This window comes from Lutibacter flavus (assembly GCF_900188355.1).
GTDB lineage: Bacteria > Bacteroidota > Bacteroidia > Flavobacteriales > Flavobacteriaceae > Lutibacter > Lutibacter flavus.
The window spans coordinates 922,399-939,420 of record NZ_FZNX01000001.1 but is presented as its reverse complement, the minus strand read 5'-3'; the positions used below and the strand labels follow the sequence as shown (position 1 = coordinate 939,420).

The window sequence follows — 17,022 nt, the reverse complement described above, 5'->3', positions numbered from 1 at the left end:
AAATAGAAAATATGGCAACAACATCAGATATTAGAAATGGATTATGTATTAGACATAATAATGATATTTTTAAAGTAATAGAATTTTTACATGTAAAACCAGGAAAAGGTCCAGCATTTGTAAGAACAAAATTAAAAAGTCTTACTTCTGGTAAAGTTTTGGATAACACATTTCCAGCTGGAAGAAAAATTGAAGATATACGTGTTGAAACTAGAAAATATCAATTCTTATATCCTGAAGGTGATACGTTTCACTTTATGAATACAGATGATTACAATCAAATTGAGCTTCAAAAAGAAACGCTTGATTGTCCTGATCTTTTAAAAGAAGGAGAAGTTGTAACCATAATTTTTAATACTGAAGACAGTATGCCACTTTCGGTTGATATGCCGGCAAGTGTTGTTTTGGAAATAACCCATACCGAACCTGGTGTTAAGGGAAATACAGCAACAAATGCAACAAAGCCTGCAACAGTTGAAACAGGTGCACAAATAAACGTACCTTTATTTATTAATGAAGGTGATAAAGTTAAAATTGACACATCAAAAGGAGCTTATTTAGAGCGAGTTAAAGAATAAAGTATATGAAATTTCCACGTGAATTTAGTTTACAAGAAATTGCGCAGTTATTAAAAGTAGAATTTGTAGGGTCTCCAAATTTTCCTGTCCTTGGTTGTAATGAGATTCATGTTGTTGAAGAAGGAGATATTGTTTTTGTTGATCATCCGAAATATTATGATAAAGCGTTAAAATCAAAGGCTTCTGTCGTATTAATAAATAAAAGGGTTGATTGTCCTGAGGGAAAAGGATTGTTAATATCGAAAGATCCATTTTCAGATTTTAATAAACTTACTCAACATTTTAAGCCATTTAAACCATCAAATTTATTAATTTCAGATTCCGCAAAAATAGGAATTGATTGTATTATTCAGCCAAATGTTTTTATTGGTAATAATGTACGCATTGGAAATAATTGTACTATTCATCCAAATGTGACTATATATGATAATATTATAATAGGAAATAATGTTACTATTCATTCAGGAACAATTTTGGGAGCTGACGCCTTTTATTATAAAAAACGTAAAAGTGGTTATGATAAACTATTAAGTGGTGGATCTGTAATTATTGAAGATAATGTGGATATTGGCGCTTTGTGTACAATTGATAGAGGTGTTTCTGGAAATACAATTATAAAAAAAGGTTCAAAAATTGATAATCAGGTTCAAATAGGACATGATACAGTTATTGGAAATAATTGTTTAATTGCTTCTCAAACTGGTATTGCAGGTTGTGTTATTGTTGAAGATAATGTAACTATATGGGGGCAGGTTGGTACAAACAGTGGAATTACAATTGGAGAAGGAGCAGTTATCTTGGGTCAAACAGGTGTAACAAAATCTGTAAAAGGAAAACGAACTTATTTTGGAACCCCAATAGAAGAATCAAGAAAAAAATTGAAAGAAATGGTTGAAATAAAAAGATTAATAAAAGATAAAAAATAATTACTATTATTTTAACGGAAACAACTAAAAAAATTACTTTTGTATTTGCATAAGTATTTAATTTAAAACATACATAAATGAGCGTTTTAGTAAATAAAGATTCAAAAATTATTGTTCAAGGATTTACAGGTAGTGAAGGAACTTTTCATGCTACTCAAATGATTGAATATGGTACAAATGTTGTTGGTGGTGTAACTCCAGGAAAAGGAGGTCAATTACATCTTGATAAACCTGTATTTAATACGGTTCAGGATGCAGTTGATAAAGTTGATGCAGATACTTCAATTATTTTTGTTCCACCTGCATTTGCGGCTGATGCTATAATGGAAGCTGCAGCAGCAGGTATTAAAGTAATTATTTGTATTACAGAAGGAATTCCTGTTGCCGATATGGTAAAAGTGAAAGCATATATAGATACTAAAGATTGTAGATTAGTTGGTCCAAATTGCCCAGGTGTTATTACTCCAGAAGAAGCAAAAGTTGGTATTATGCCAGGTTTTATTTTTAGAAAAGGTAATGTTGGAATTGTTTCAAAATCGGGTACATTAACTTATGAGGCTGCTGATCAAGTTGTGAAAAAAGGATATGGAATAACTACAGCAATTGGAATTGGTGGAGATCCAATAATTGGAACAACAACTAAAGATGCTGTTGAGCTTTTGATGAATGATGATGATACAGAATGTATTGTAATGATTGGTGAAATTGGAGGTCAATTAGAGGCAGAAGCTGCGCAATGGGTAAAAGCTACGGGAAATAAAAAACCTGTTATTGGCTTTATTGCTGGTCAAACTGCACCAAAAGGTAGGACTATGGGACACGCAGGTGCCATTGTTGGAGGTAAAGACGACACTGCTCAGGCAAAAATGGAAATATTAAGAGCAAACGGAATTCATGTTGTAGAATCACCTGCAAAAATAGGAGATAAGGTAGCAGAAATTTTAGGATAGTTAACTAAAAATTAGTTGTTTTATATAATTTTAAAAACCTTTGATTTTCAAAGGTTTTTTTCGTTTTACTTGTAAGTAATAAGATTAATTACTACTAATTTTAAAAATTAAATTTTATGAATTTTAAAATAAATCGTAAGTCTATTTCAAATATAATTTTTGTAATAGCTATTGCAGTTCTATTATATCCACCCTCTAGAGAATGGGTTATGCGTCAAATTGCATTTGCTCCAAGTGTTGAAAATGTAGAGAGTTCAGAAAAAATAGATACTTATAACTGGCAACTGAAAGGGTTGAATGCAGAAAGCATAAATTTTAGTGAATTAGAAGATAAAGTAGTTTTTGTAAATTTTTGGGCAACTTGGTGTCCACCTTGTAGAGCGGAAATGCCTATGATTCAAGAATTATATAATGATTATAAGGACAAAGTTTCTTTTGTGTTTGTAACAAATGAAAGTTGGGAAACAGTTGAGAAATTCTATATTAAAAATGAATATAATTTACCGAGTTATAATTCCCAAAGTCTACCGCCAAAAAAATTAACAGAGACTAACAGTATACCAGCTACTTATTTAATTGATAAAGAGGGGAATATTTTAATTTCTAAAACGGGTTCTGCAAATTGGAATAGTACCAAAGTAAGAAACTTGTTAGATAAATTGATACTGGAATAACAACAAAATAGAATTTAATGTAGCGTTTTTAACTTTTTAAACGTATTGAGAATATAAGATTTCAATTTTAGATGATTTCAATTAATTATATTTTGTAAAATTTAAAAAGTTAAAGAAATGAAAAGAATTTTAGTGTTGTTTGTTATATTTTTAACAGTAGTTTCATGTGACCTTAAGGATGATTGTGGCAGTTGTTTTACACCGCCAAGACAATTTAATTTTGAATTTGTTGACAAAGATACCGAAGAAAATTTATTTGTAAATGATACTTTTGACAAAGATGCAGTAATTGTTATTGATGAAAATGATGATGACGTAAATTTTCAAATAATATTTTACAATGAAAGATATATATTAACACTCAGTGAAATAGGTTGGGAATTAGACCCAAAAGTATATACTGTTAAATTAAGTGATGAAGTTTCGGTAATTTTTGAACTTGATATGGATCATATAAGTGAAGAGTGTTGTTCTTATTTTGTTGTAGAAAATTTTAATCTTCAAACTTATGAGTATACAGAATCAAATATTACTGGAATTATTCAGGTTAAAATTTAATTAAAATGAAAAATATATTTTTTCAACTTTTATCAATAGTTTTTATAATTGCACTGAGCAGCACTTCTTGTTCAGATAGTTTAGAAGATAGTGAAGTTTCTGATGCATTTAATGATGCCATTTATACATCTCAATCAGAATTTTCACAAGTGTCTGCTGTATTACGCATAAATAGTGAGGTTTTTTATACATTAAATAGTAATAGATTGAACAATTTAAGTTCAGGTGAATCTTATGTTATAAATAGTGCGAAAAGAGAAAAAGATTCGATTCAAATAAATTTGTCATACAGTGGGGGTTGCAAACAACATGGCTTCGAAATTATTTGGGATGGAATTGTGTATACAGATGAACCTTGCCATATGAATTTATTACTTATTCATGATAGCAATAATGATGATTGTGAAGCTTTAATAACTGAAACTATTAGTATAAATTTAAAAGAATTAGTTGGTGATGTTGTTTATAAAGATAGCTGTGCATATCATATTTATAGCACTTATAATTCAGGTGAAGAAGCTGATGTTGTAATTAACTAAATCGATTGATAATTAAGGTATTAAGTTTGTAAAAGGTTAACCAAATTCAATTTGGAACAGGAAATAGATAAACACATATTTTTAGAAAAGCTTATCACCGGTTGTAAGAAAGGTAATGTAATACAACAAGAATTGTTGTACAAGCATTTTTATGGCTATTCTTTAAGTATTTGCAGGCTATATACATATTCTAATGATGATGCTGTTAGTATTTTAAATGATAGTTTTTTAAAGGTTTTTTCTTCAATACAAAAAAAAGGATACAATGACACTGTTCCATTTAAGAACTGGTTAAGAAGGATTCTAATTAACACTGCAATTGATAATATTCGAAAAAATTCAAAGCATTATTATCAATTAGAAATAGAAGAAGTTGAAGATTTAATACCTGATGAAAATAGTATAGATAATTTAAATGTTGAAGATATTTTAAAATTATTAGATCAATTACCAGAAATGCACCGACTTGTTTTTAACTTATATGAAATACAAGGGTTTAGTCATTTGGAAATATCTGTAAAACTTGTAATTAGCGAAAGTACTTCAAGAGTATTTTTAACAAGAGCTAAAAAGAAGTTAAGAGTTTTGTTTAATAAAAACTTTTAGAATAAATGAAAGATAAATTTGATAAAATATTAAGTGATAAAATTAAGGAAGTAGCTGAAAACAGAGACATCCCCTACAATCCAGAACATTGGAAAATGTTGGTGGCTAAAAAGAAAAAAGACAAGAGAAGAATCTTTTTTTATTGGCGTATTGCAGCATTTTTTATGCTCTCTATAATAGCTGGAGGTTTGGGTAAATATTTCTTTAGCACTTCAGATTCAAATGATGTTATTAATCCTCAAATTATTTTAGACAACAAAAATGATTCATTGAGAATTGATAGCTTAAAATTAAATGAGAAAATTTTTATTACATCAGGACCAGATTATATTGATAGTCTAAATCAATCGGATTCTAATGTTAGTTTAATTGATTCTACAACAATAAATAATAAGAGTAAATTTAATAACTCTAACGATTTTAATGTAAAAGAGGCAGTTGCTTCTACTGAAATTAATAACAAAAAACAACCTATTAAAAATAAGAATGTTATTCCTCCAGCTATAGATAAAATTGAAATTTTGACTGATTCTTTAAAAGGTAATACTACTATCGCTCATAAGGACATTAAATCTAAGAATGAAAATTTAGCCTTTTCTATTGATAAAGAAAAAAATATAGATTCTATAATTAGTAAAAAAAACCTTGCTGAAATTGATCAAAAAATTAAAAATGATTCTTTAACAATTAAAAAAGAAGTTATGGCTTTGGTTAAAGAAGAAAAATCTGAAGATGAGAAGATTAGAAAACCAATTAAATATGGTGTAGATATTTCACCAATTTTAGACTACAATCAAGAAGGTGAAAATTCAAATGTTGGTTTTGCAGGAGGGGTTACTGTAGAGATCCCAATTTCAAAAAAGTTTAACATAGGTACAGGAATAATTTATGCAGATCAAAAGCTTAATTTAAACGAACAAACTAGCTATTTATCGGATGTTGTAAGTTCAAAAAGTGCAAGCCAATTAGTAAATAAAGAGGCAGTTATTAAGGGAATTGAAATTCCAGTTAATTTAAAATATAATTTTTCATTTAATGAAAATAACTTATTTATTTCTGCAGGATTTTCATCTACTTCATATTTTAAAGAGGATGTAGAGGCTAGTTATTTAGTAAACAATAGAACTGAAATTGCTACTCAAGATACTTTTGGAAACAATATAGTAAAATATGAGTTGGTGCAAACTGATAGTAAGGTTGTGACTCCATCTAATTCAAACAGCTTCAATTTCGCTAATATTTTGAACCTTTCATTTGGTATTGAACTTCCAATTAATAATCAACTTCAATCTGTAATTATAGAACCTTATTTTAAATATTCGTTAACTCCAGTTACTCAACAAAAAGTTGACTTTTCAAGCTTAGGAATCCATTTACGTTATAATTTTAGTTTTCAAAGAAAATAATAAAAAATCTTGTAGCGTTTTGTTTATTTAGAACGTATAGAAGATAATAGGTTAATAATTTAAATTTTTACAATTTAGTTACAAGTTATAAAATCTCATTGCTTATCCTTTGGGTTAAGCTGGGATTTTATAAATTTAAGTTGATAATTCTAAAATTTTTATTTCATAAAATAAGAGTTAATAGTAGATAACAAAAAACCTATAGTAAATTAAATACTATAGGTTTATTTTTTAGTTCTCATATAAAATTATTTTAGAATTCTTTAAGAAGCATAAAGTCCATATCTTCTAAATCTATCCCATTGAATTCTTTTAGTGTTTGTGTAATTTACCATTATTACTTTTTTCTTTTTGTTTTCCTGTGTGGTTAAATTTAAAGTTTTCATAATATCGTCTTTTATAGTTGTTATACACTTAAATGACGTTGAAGGCCACTAAATGTTACGCTATAATGTATAGCATAGTACTGTATTAACAAATATTTAACGGATTAAAAGTGACTTTTAGGTTAATTGTTAATTAAAAGTTAAGGGTTTAATAATCAGAAAGAATCTTATTTAAAGATTCAATAATAATATTGCATCCTTTATAAATTTCATCTTCTGTAATGGTAAGGGGAGGAGTAATTCTAATAGCTTTGCCTTCAAATAGAAGCCAAAACAACAGTAAACCATTATCTAAACAATTCAAAATTACTTTTGAAGCTATTTCACTGGATTCAACCATTGCGGCTAACATCAATCCTTTTCCTCTAATTTCAGTAATTAAAGGGTGAATTAAAAGTTTTTTAAATAATAGCTCTTTATTTAATGTTTCAGATATTAAATCTGAATGTAGCAATTCTTTTAAATTTGCATGTGCAGCTGCAGCAATAACCGGATGCCCTCCAAAAGTAGTAATATGGCCAAGTTTAGGATGTTCCTTTAAGCAACTCATTATTTCATTAGATGAAATAAATGCCCCAATGGGCATTCCACCACCCAATCCTTTTCCCGTTACAATAATATGTGGAATCACATTATAATTTTCAAAACCAAATAATTTACCGGTTCTTCCTATTCCAGATTGAATTTCATCCAATATAAGTAAGGCACCAACTTTATTACATTTAGCCAAAACCTTTTTTAAATAATCATTTGCAGGTTCAATAAAACCAGCACCACCTTGAATGGTTTCTAATATGACACCAGCTGTTTTGGTAGTTATTTTTTCTAAATCAACTAAATTATTAAATTCAATAAACTTAATACCAGGTATTAAAGGTCTAAAAGCACTATTTTTTTCTTCTGCTCCACAAACGCTCATTGCGCCTTGTGTATTACCGTGATAACCGTTTTTTGCAGCGATAATTTCGTGTCTTCCTGTAAATCTTTTAGCTAATTTTAAAGCCCCTTCTGTTGCTTCTGTTCCAGAATTTGTTAAATAAACTGTTTCTAAAGAATTTGGTAAATTGGTTGCAAGTAATTTGGTAAGATCTACTTGAGGCTGTTGAATAAATTCCCCGTAAACCATTACATGAGTATATTTATCAACCTGATTTTTAATTGCTTGTGAAATTATAGGATGATTATGTCCAAGTGTGTTTGCAGAAACTCCTGCTATAAAATCGAGATATTCTTTTCCATGCTTGTCATACACATAACAACCACTTGCTTTTGAAATTTCTAAAGCTAAAGGCTTAGAGCTAGTTTGCGCTTGGTATATAAAAAAATCTTTTTTCAATTTTCAGGAATTACTTTTGGTAATGGTTTTCCTTTTGGAATTGGTTTTTCTTTTACTGGTTTAGTTACAGGCAAATCGGCTGTTTCGATCTTCTCACTAATTTCTTTTTTTCCTTCAGGCACAATTAATTCTTCATCTTTTATAAAAATATCATCTTTAGTAAGAGGTCTTTCATCCGCTCGCCAAACAAATCCTTTGAGAAGTTTATCATTTTCTTTTAACTTTTCAAATTCTGATGGAGGGTACGTTTTACCAGTCACCATATTGTTATAATCAATGCTTTTAACATCATTATTTTCAAAAAGAATCAAAATATTATTGCTGCACTGTTTTTTATCTATTCCAAAAAGTACCTGCTCTTCATTTCTTAAAAAAAATATTGTTTCGCTATTTCCAACAGCATCTAAAGATTCTAAGTTATTATTTTTAAACTTACCATACATATTTTTCCCTTTAAGCTGACTGTAGCCTGAAGAATCCTTTTGTACCATTAAGGCGTTGTTTAACACCTTTAACGAGTCTAATTGTTCTGTTTTTTGATTTGACAGGAAGTGAATTGTATCACCTGTAATTTGACTTCCTTCTGCCCATAATACTGGATTTGTATATAATTTAGTTAGTCCAGTTTTTTCGTCTGATACTAGTGAATCACATTTTCCTTGAATATCGGATTTAAAAATTTTAACTCTTCTAAAAGCCTTGATTACTCGATTTTCAACCTCCCCAGTTACCATTAATTTATCTCCATGAATATAAATAGAATCATTTTCCATAGCTGATACTGCAACAGCTTTATCGGTTATATAAACGGAATCTTTTAACTTGAAAAATTCAGCATATCCACCTCTAATAATAGTACTATTTGTTGTATCTAAAACTGAGATATTTCCTGTTGCGGACGCATATTCTATGTTTTTATTATAGTATAAGCTATCACCTTTAATAGTTCTGTCTCCATATAATATTTTAGAATTCTTTAAAAAATGAGAAATATTAGTTTTAGAATTATGATGCCCTTTTTCTGTATAAATAGAATTTTCTGCACTTGTAATTGTTGATGGACCAAACAATTCGGCAATTCCGGTACTTGTAAAATAATCTAAATGATCTGAAATTAATTTACTGTCTTTATTAGTAACATCAACTTTTTTAAAAGCCTGAAATTTATTGGTTCTTAAATAATAATTTCCTTCTCTACTTTTTAAAAGATTTGTAGTGTCTTTTATAGTTCCTCCACTTTTATAAAACAAATGTTGCTCAACTCTATCAAAGTATAAAGTATCTGTTTTTAAAGTCATAAATTCGTCCTTAAGAATTACATCTCCCCAAGAAGTTGCTACTTTTTTATTGGAATCATAATCAACATATTTACTATATTGTATAATAGTATCTCCTTGATTGATGATTACATTTCCCATCGCTTTAATCAATTTTTCTTCTTGATATATATAGGCTTTATCACAACGGAGAGTAGCTCCTTCATGTTCAACAAAAACATTTCCAGTTGAAATTGTTGCTCCTGGAAATCTCTCATCAATAAATGTATTATCGGCTTTTAATATTTTAATTCTTTTAGATTGAGAAAACCCTTGAATTGTTATTAAAGCAATAATTATAATTATAATTTTTTTCAAGACAAATTAATTTAAACACAAAACTAACGAAAAAGTAGTTTGTAAATTATAATAGTGTGTTAAAAAAAAAGCTTCAATGTGTTTGAAGCTTTTTTAATATTATCTCATTATTGTTTGTTTCCTATCTGGACCAACAGATACAATTTTCACAGGAACTTCAACAAAATCTTCAATAAATTTAATATAATCTATTAATTCTTTTGGAAGTGTATCTTTAGTGGTCATACCAGTTAAATCCTGAGCCCAACCTTTAACTTCTGTATAAATTGGAGTTACGTTATGTTCTTCAATATTATAAGGCAAATGTTTTACTTCTGTTCCTTTATAATTATAAGAAGTACAAACTTTTAAAGTTTTAAATCCTGATAGCACATCACCTTTCATCATCATCAACTGAGTTACACCATTTATATCAATCGCATACTTTAGTGCAACTAAATCTAACCAACCACATCTACGTGGACGTCCAGTTGTTGCTCCAAATTCTTGACCAATTTTCGACATTGTAGCTCCATCTTCATCAAATAATTCAGTAGGGAACGGTCCAGAACCTACACGAGTTGTATATGCTTTAAAAATTCCAAAAACATCTCCAATTTTGTTTGGTGCTACTCCCAAACCAGTACAAGCACCAGCGGCAGTTGTGGTAGAAGATGTAACAAAAGGATAGGTTCCAAAATCAATATCTAACATAGATCCTTGAGCACCTTCTGCTAAAACTGTTTTACCATTTTTCATGGCATTATTTAAATATTCTTCACTATCAATAAAAGTTAGTTCCTTTAATCTTTCAACTGCTACGAAAAATTCAGCTTCTAATTCTTTTAAATCATACTCAAGTTGAACATCAAAAAAGTCAATCATTTTAATATGCTTTGCTGTTAATGCAGCATAGCGATCTTTCCAATCCTCAAGTTCTAAATCACCAACGCGCATTCCATTTCTACCAGTTTTATCCATATAAGTTGGACCAATACCTTTTAAAGTAGAACCAATTTTGGCCTTACCTTTTGAAGTTTCACTTGCAGCATCTAATAATCTGTGGGTTGGTAAAATCAAATGTGCTTTTCTTGAGATTAATAATTTAGTTTTAAAATCTAAATTAAATTGAGATAAATTATCCAATTCTTTTTTGAAAATTACAGGGTCTATAACAACACCATTTCCAACTACATTAATTGCTTCTTTATGAAAAATCCCAGATGGAATTGTATGAAGCACATGTTTGTGTCCGTCGAAAATTAAAGTATGCCCAGCATTTGGACCACCTTGAAAACGTGCAATTATATCATAATTAGATGTAAGTACATCTACAATTTTTCCTTTACCTTCATCTCCCCATTGCAATCCTAGTAATAAATTTACAGCCATTTTTTTGCTTAATAATATGTTAGTTGTCTTTTTGTTTTTTTGTTCCGTAGAAGTATAATGAATGATTGTGAATCTCTATGTTTAAAGTTTCTTCAATCGTTTTTTTTATTATTTGTATTCTTGGATCACAAAATTCAATAACTTCACCTGTATCTGTGAGTATTACGTGATCGTGTTGTTTATCAAAATAAGATTTTTCGTAATGTGCTTGATTTTGACCGAATTGATGTTTTCTTACTAAGCCAGATTCCAAAAGTAACTCTATAGTATTATAGAGAGTAGCTCTACTAACTCTATAATTTTTATTTTTCATTTGAATATAAAGTGATTCTATATCAAAATGGTCGTTTAAATCATAAATTTCTTGAAGAATTGCAAATCGTTCTGGAGTTTTTCTATGGCTATTTGCTTCCAGAAAATTAACAAAAACGTTTTTTACAATTTTTTGATTATCATTACTCATAAAAACTGCTATTTTAATTATAAAATTAAACAACAAAGTTAACTCTATTTTTTTTAAAAATTAAGCGTGTTATTTATATTTATTAACTTTAATTGTGAATAAACTAGTGCTTATAAATTCGATCAACTTTGTCAATTCCTTCTAATTTTTTAATATTATCACTTAATCTTTGAAGTTGGGTTTTATTTCTAACACTTACTGTTATTTTTCCCTCAAAAATTCCGTCATGACCAGATATATTTAGGTTATGAATATTTACATCCATATCTCTTGAAATAACTTTGGTAATTTCATTTACAAGACCAACGTGATCAACACCATGAATTTTAAGAATTGCCTTAAATTCTTGATTTGTGGAATCAATCCATTTAGCACTCATTATCCTATAAGCGTAGTTCGCTTGCAGACTTATTGCATTTGGACAATCTTTTTTATGAACTTTAATTCCATCATTTATTGTTACAAAACCAAAAACTTTATCACCTGGAATTGCATTACAACATTGCGAAATTTTGTATTCCAGTCGTTCTTCTTCTTTTCCAAAAACTAAAGAATCATAATTTGAGTTAATTTCATCTTTTTCAATATTTTCTAACTTAGAAGGGCTTCTTTTCATTCTATTTTTAAAGAAACTTACAAAAGCATTATTACGTTGTGCTATAAATTCCTTAAGCTGGCTATTGTCAATAGATCCGCTTCCCATTCTATAAAACAAATCTAAACTTGTTTTAAGTTTAAAAAACACAACAAGTTCATTAACAACTTTTTCATTTAAAGTTATTTTAAGATGTTTTAATTTTCTAGTTAAAACTTCTTTTCCTTCTTCCGCAATTTTCTTTTGATCTTCTTTAAGGATATTTTTAATTCTGGATCTAGCTCTTGCAGTAACAACAAAATCTAACCATCCAACATTTGGTTTTTGATTTTTAGCAGTAATAATTTCAACCTGATCACCGCTAAATAATTCTTGACTTATAGGCTTTAATTTTCCATTGATTTTAGCTCCTCTACAATTCATACCAACTTGAGTATGAATGGAAAATGCAAAATCAAGCGCTGTTGCATGTTTTGGAAGCGCTTTTAATTCTCCGGTAGGAGTAAATATAAATACTTCTTTGGAATATAAATTTAACTTAAAATCTTCTACAAAATCTATGGCGCTACTGTCAGAATTTTCAAGTGATTCTTGAATTTTATTTAACCAATCATCTAATCCACTTTCCTTATCAGAATTGTTTTTATATTTATAATGTGCGGCATATCCTTTTTCGGCAATCTCATCCATCCTTGCTGAACGGATTTGAACTTCAACCCATTTTCCCAATGGGCCCATTACCGTAATATGTAAAGATTCGTATCCTGTAGATTTGGGTTGGCTAATCCAATCTCTTAATCTGCTTGGATTTGGCCTAAAATGGTCAGTAACAATTGAATATATTTTCCAAGCATCAAACTTTTCATCTTTTAAAGTAGAGTTATAGATAATTCTAATTGCAAATTTGTCATAAATCTCATCATAAGTTACACCTTGAGAAAGCATTTTTTTGCGAATAGAATAAATTGATTTTCTACGACCTTTTATTAAGTATTTAAAACCTTCTTTATCCAATGATTCTTTTATAATATTTGAAAAAGTTTCAATATAAATATTTTGTTCTTCTTTACTTTGAGTAATTTTTTCAGAAATATCATTATAAACTTCGGGCTCGGTATATTTCAAGCCTAAATTTTCAAGTTCTGTTTTAATATTATATAGCCCTAATCTATGTGCTAATGGGGCATATATATAAATAGTTTCCGATGAAATTTTTAATTGTTTGTCGGCAGGCATTGCATCCATAGTTTGCATATTGTGCAATCTATCAGCAATTTTAATTAATATTACACGCACATCGTCGTGCAATGTCAACAACATTTTCCTAAAATTTTCTGCTTGTATGGAGGCGTTTTGTTCTTTATTTAAATGAGAAATTTTTGTTAAACCATTAACAATTCTCGCTACATTTTCACCGAATAAACGTTCTATATCTTCTAAAGTATAATCTGTGTCTTCAACAACATCATGCAATAATGCAGCAACAATAGATGTTGTATCCAATCCAATTTCATAGGCAACTATTTTTGCTACTGCAATTGGATGAAAAATATATGGTTCACCTGTTTTTCTGCGCTGAGATCTATGCGCTTCTAATGCAATATCAAACGCTTTCCTAATTTCTTTTTTATCAGAATCAGTAAATGACTGGTAAGCACCTTTTAGCAAATCTTTATATCGTTTTGCTATTTCTTTATTTTCTTCTTCTATGCTTAAATTATATGTCATTGCTTAAAAATAGTATTTTATATTGACTAAACAATTTATAATTATTATTTTTTTAAGTTTAAAATTCGTTGTAATAAAGTAGGATGGGAGTAATGCATTTTAACGTACAAATTGTTAGGTGTTAAATTACTCAAACTGTTTTTAGATAATTTTTTTAATGAGGAAATTAAAGCATCAGCATTGGAATAAGTTTTAGCATAATCATCTGCTTCATATTCAAATTTTCTCGATACAACATTCATAAAAAATCCTGTAATTTCTGAAATTGGGCTGTATAATATTCCAAAAGCAATTAATCCTATATGAAAACTTGTTATTTCTACACCTAACGCTTGGGATAATAAATTATTACCTACAAGTAACGACAATATATAAAATGTGAAGCCAGCTAAAACAAGAGACATTATTAAATTATATATAATGTGCTTTTTTTTGTAATGACCAACTTCATGAGCCAGAACGGCAACAATTTCATCAATTTCTAAATCATTTATAAGTGTGTCAAATAAAGTGATTCTTTTTTGAGAACCAAATCCCGAGAAATAGGCATTTGCTTTTGTTGATCTTTTAGAGCCATCAATTACATAAATATTATCAAGTTTAAAACCAACATTATTTGCAAAAGTATTAATAGCTGTTTTTAATTCACCGTCTTCTAAAGCTGTTTGTTTATTAAATAAAGGAACAATTAATTTTGAATAAAAAAGGTTCATTAAAATTGTAAAAACAGCAATTAGTGCCCAGGCGTATAGCCAAAAATTAGTTGTAGTTAACTTATAAAACCAAGTTATTAAAGCTAAAATTCCACCTCCAATTATTAAAAGCATTAACCAACCTTTAATTTTATCAAAAATAAAAGTTTTAACGGTCGATTTATTAAAACCAAATTTTTCTTCAATTACAAAAGTATTATAATATGAAAAGGGTAAAGTAATAAAATCACTTGCAAACAGTATGATTCCGAAGAAAATTAGTGTTATTATAATTGAATTATCTGAAATATTTCTTGCAATAGCATCTACATATGCAAAACCATCAAATACAAAAAACAACACCGTAAGTAACACAGAAAAAGTACTTGTTAAGATTGAAAATTTATATTTTTCCTTTTTATAATTCTGTGATTTTAAGTATTCTTCTTCATTATAAATGCCTTCTAATTCTTTTGGAATAGCATCATTAAAATGTTTTGAATTTAAAGCATTTAAAAACGTGTCAAATAAATATTTGGCAATAATAATACCTATTAAAATATAAAATAGTGTTTGTGGAGTCATTTATTAATGTTTAAAGGTTTAATTGTAAAATTTATTATTCATAATTTATATTATAAATTATGAATTCCGCTGTCTCACGGCTTCAAATAAAATAATAGCAGCACTTACTGAAACATTCATAGAATCTATTGCACCTCGCATAGGAATGATAATATTTGAAGTTGTATTTTCTAACCATTCATCAGTGAGTCCTGTTGCCTCTGTGCCAACTATAATTGCAGAAGGTTTTTTAAAGTCAATTGTTTGATATTCAACAGAAGCCGTTAGAGCTGCACTGTATATATTAATGTTTTTCTCTTTTAAAAAAGAAATAATTTCTGAAGTGGTTCCTGTTGCAATTGTTGTTGTAAATAAACAACCAACACTTGATCTAATAATATTAGGATTGTAAAGGTCTGTTTTTGGATTTGCAATAAAAACAGCATCAATTCCAGCCGCATCGGCAGTTCTCAACAAAGCACCAATATTTCCTGGTTTCTCAGGAGCTTCAGCAACTAAAATTAAAGGATTTTCTGTTTTAAATTCAATTGATTTCAATGCTAAATTTTTAGAATTGGCAACTGCTAAAATACCTTCTGTGGTTTCTCTAATTGCCAGTTTTTCATATACATTATTAGAAATTTCTATTACTTCAAATTCTGATATTGAGGTTGTTAAGAGGCTATCTATTTCAGTTTGATTTATTTTTGAAAAATCTACTAAAATTGTTTTAATAGTATATCCACCAGCAATTGCTAAAGATATTTCACGCAAACCTTCAATTAAAAAAGTTTGAGTTTTTTTTCTAATTCGTGACTTTTCTTTTAATTGAGAAAGGTCTTTAATAAAAGGATTATGTATACTTGAAATCTGTTTGTGCATTGTGCAAAAATAACAGTTAATTAATTAGATATCTTTAGTTTTATAATAATTTATTAATAGTGTAACTAATTTATTATAGCCTTTAATACCATCTTTTTGCTTGTTTGCTTTAAGATAATTATCATAAAAAGTCTTAAAATATTTTTCAGTCCAATTATGATATGATTCCCAAAAATCTTGACTTTGTTTGAAGTCTTTTAAAATACCCTTATTTATTAAAGGTTTTAAATTTTCAAATTGCACGGAATCTTTTCTATATACTTCAAATAAAGAATATCGCAATGCCAATGAATATCCCGAATAATTAAAATATTTATCTTTAGAATGTGTTGCAGCCAAATACCCAACAAAATTTGCTTCGCTTTCTGAAGCAATACCAACTTGGTGTGCTATTTCATGGCAGACAGTAGCGGCATAATTATTTTTTGGAATTAATGAATTTACCTGAGCCTCATTGGTAATTGGATTTAAATAACCTGCAAATCCCATATAAGTTAAAGGTACACTAAAAAGTGAGTGTTTTACTTTTGGATTTTTATATGAAAATTGAGGAAAATTAGATTCTAACTCATTATATGCTAATTGTGCACTTTCTTTTATTTCCTTTTTTGAAGCTGGATTCTCAATTAATATGGTATCGTTTTTTGTAATTGAAACATGAATTTCATTTGTTTTCAAAATTAATTTTTTAGTGAAATTAATTAATTCTGTATTTGAATAGTTTTCTTTTTCAATATTTAATGTTTCATTTAAAGGAACTCTAAAGTAATTTAATCCCCAGTTAAAATGAAATACAAAAAAAATAATTGAACTAATTCCTAAAACTTTATATACTGTTCTTTTAAAGTTTATTTTTTTAGTTTTAATAACTGAGATAATTGCCCTAATAATTAATATAATTAAGCTCAAATACAACAAATCACCAATTGAAAAGGGTAACCAACCAAAAAGAATACGAAAAAAGCGGGACACATAAATATATAATCCATTCGAATAATATTTTTCTATGTAGTTTGGATAGTTAGCTATGATTTGAATAAAAGCCCATTGCATTAACAATAATAATGTTAGAATTTTATATGTTTTTTTGGAATTCATTTTTCAAAAATATGAAATAAATTATCAAATGATTCC

General features: G+C 28.3%; 17 protein-coding genes. 8 read left to right on the top strand and 9 right to left on the bottom strand.

Translation table 11 applies throughout. The features are described 5' to 3' along the window. Window positions 1-11 precede the first annotated feature (11 nt). From efp to CHB63_RS04100, 8 genes are all read left to right on the top strand, one after another. Window positions 12-578 carry an elongation factor P gene (gene efp / locus CHB63_RS04135; RefSeq protein WP_089377141.1) on the top strand — a complete coding sequence of 189 codons (567 nt, stop codon included), beginning with the start codon at window positions 12-14 and terminating at the stop codon, window positions 576-578. Window positions 579-583: 5 nt separating this feature from the next. Then, a complete protein-coding gene (locus CHB63_RS04130) occupies window positions 584-1,504 on the top strand; it encodes a UDP-3-O-(3-hydroxymyristoyl)glucosamine N-acyltransferase (protein WP_089377140.1) in 921 nt (306 codons plus the stop codon). A 77-nt stretch (window positions 1,505-1,581) separates the two neighbouring features. Further along, window positions 1,582-2,454, top strand: coding sequence for a succinate--CoA ligase subunit alpha (gene sucD / locus CHB63_RS04125; protein ID WP_089377139.1), 873 nt, complete (start codon window positions 1,582-1,584; stop codon window positions 2,452-2,454). A 116-nt stretch (window positions 2,455-2,570) separates the two neighbouring features. Continuing rightward, window positions 2,571-3,128, top strand: a complete 558-nt coding sequence (locus tag CHB63_RS04120) for a TlpA family protein disulfide reductase (RefSeq protein ID WP_089377138.1) — start codon at window positions 2,571-2,573, stop codon at window positions 3,126-3,128. A gap of 117 nt (window positions 3,129-3,245) precedes the next feature. Further along, window positions 3,246-3,686 carry a hypothetical protein gene (locus tag CHB63_RS04115; RefSeq protein WP_089377137.1) on the top strand — a complete coding sequence of 147 codons (441 nt, stop codon included), beginning with the start codon at window positions 3,246-3,248 and terminating at the stop codon, window positions 3,684-3,686. 5 nt (window positions 3,687-3,691) lie between these two features. After that, on the top strand, window positions 3,692-4,225 hold the full coding sequence (locus CHB63_RS04110; protein ID WP_089377136.1) for a hypothetical protein: 534 nt from the start codon (window positions 3,692-3,694) through the stop codon (window positions 4,223-4,225). Between the two features lie 51 nt (window positions 4,226-4,276). Next, entirely contained in the window at window positions 4,277-4,831 is a 555-nt protein-coding gene (locus tag CHB63_RS04105; protein WP_217898396.1) for an RNA polymerase sigma factor, read from the top strand. Between the two features lie 5 nt (window positions 4,832-4,836). After that, window positions 4,837-6,237: an outer membrane beta-barrel protein gene (locus CHB63_RS04100; RefSeq protein WP_089377135.1), complete on the top strand. Its 1,401-nt coding sequence runs from the start codon at window positions 4,837-4,839 to the stop codon at window positions 6,235-6,237. A 263-nt stretch (window positions 6,238-6,500) separates the two neighbouring features. Here CHB63_RS04100 and CHB63_RS17400 read toward each other — a convergent pair whose 3' ends face one another. From CHB63_RS17400 to CHB63_RS04060, 9 genes are all read right to left on the bottom strand, one after another. Beyond that, window positions 6,501-6,623, bottom strand: coding sequence for a hypothetical protein (locus CHB63_RS17400; protein WP_262494202.1), 123 nt, complete (start codon window positions 6,621-6,623; stop codon window positions 6,501-6,503). A 148-nt stretch (window positions 6,624-6,771) separates the two neighbouring features. Then, a complete protein-coding gene (locus tag CHB63_RS04095; protein ID WP_089377134.1) occupies window positions 6,772-7,959 on the bottom strand; it encodes an aspartate aminotransferase family protein in 1,188 nt (395 codons plus the stop codon). Then, window positions 7,956-9,593, bottom strand: coding sequence for an OstA-like protein (locus CHB63_RS04090; protein ID WP_089377133.1), 1,638 nt, complete (start codon window positions 9,591-9,593; stop codon window positions 7,956-7,958). The genes CHB63_RS04095 and CHB63_RS04090 overlap by 4 nt, the downstream gene beginning before the upstream one ends. A gap of 99 nt (window positions 9,594-9,692) precedes the next feature. Next, window positions 9,693-10,964: an adenylosuccinate synthase gene (locus CHB63_RS04085; RefSeq protein ID WP_089377132.1), complete on the bottom strand. Its 1,272-nt coding sequence runs from the start codon at window positions 10,962-10,964 to the stop codon at window positions 9,693-9,695. A 19-nt stretch (window positions 10,965-10,983) separates the two neighbouring features. Continuing rightward, window positions 10,984-11,427, bottom strand: coding sequence for a Fur family transcriptional regulator (locus CHB63_RS04080; protein ID WP_089377131.1), 444 nt, complete (start codon window positions 11,425-11,427; stop codon window positions 10,984-10,986). A 103-nt stretch (window positions 11,428-11,530) separates the two neighbouring features. Then, the gene (locus CHB63_RS04075) at window positions 11,531-13,750 is read right to left on the bottom strand and encodes a RelA/SpoT family protein (protein ID WP_089377130.1); all 2,220 of its coding nucleotides are present in this window, start codon (window positions 13,748-13,750) and stop codon (window positions 11,531-11,533) included. Between the two features lie 44 nt (window positions 13,751-13,794). Further along, window positions 13,795-15,027, bottom strand: a complete 1,233-nt coding sequence (locus CHB63_RS04070; RefSeq protein ID WP_089377129.1) for a M48 family metallopeptidase — start codon at window positions 15,025-15,027, stop codon at window positions 13,795-13,797. 57 nt (window positions 15,028-15,084) lie between these two features. Beyond that, window positions 15,085-15,888, bottom strand: a complete 804-nt coding sequence (locus CHB63_RS04065) for a TrmH family RNA methyltransferase (protein ID WP_089377128.1) — start codon at window positions 15,886-15,888, stop codon at window positions 15,085-15,087. 24 nt (window positions 15,889-15,912) lie between these two features. Further along, window positions 15,913-16,986: a DUF3810 domain-containing protein gene (locus CHB63_RS04060; RefSeq protein ID WP_089377127.1), complete on the bottom strand. Its 1,074-nt coding sequence runs from the start codon at window positions 16,984-16,986 to the stop codon at window positions 15,913-15,915. Window positions 16,987-17,022: the final 36 nt, after the last annotated feature.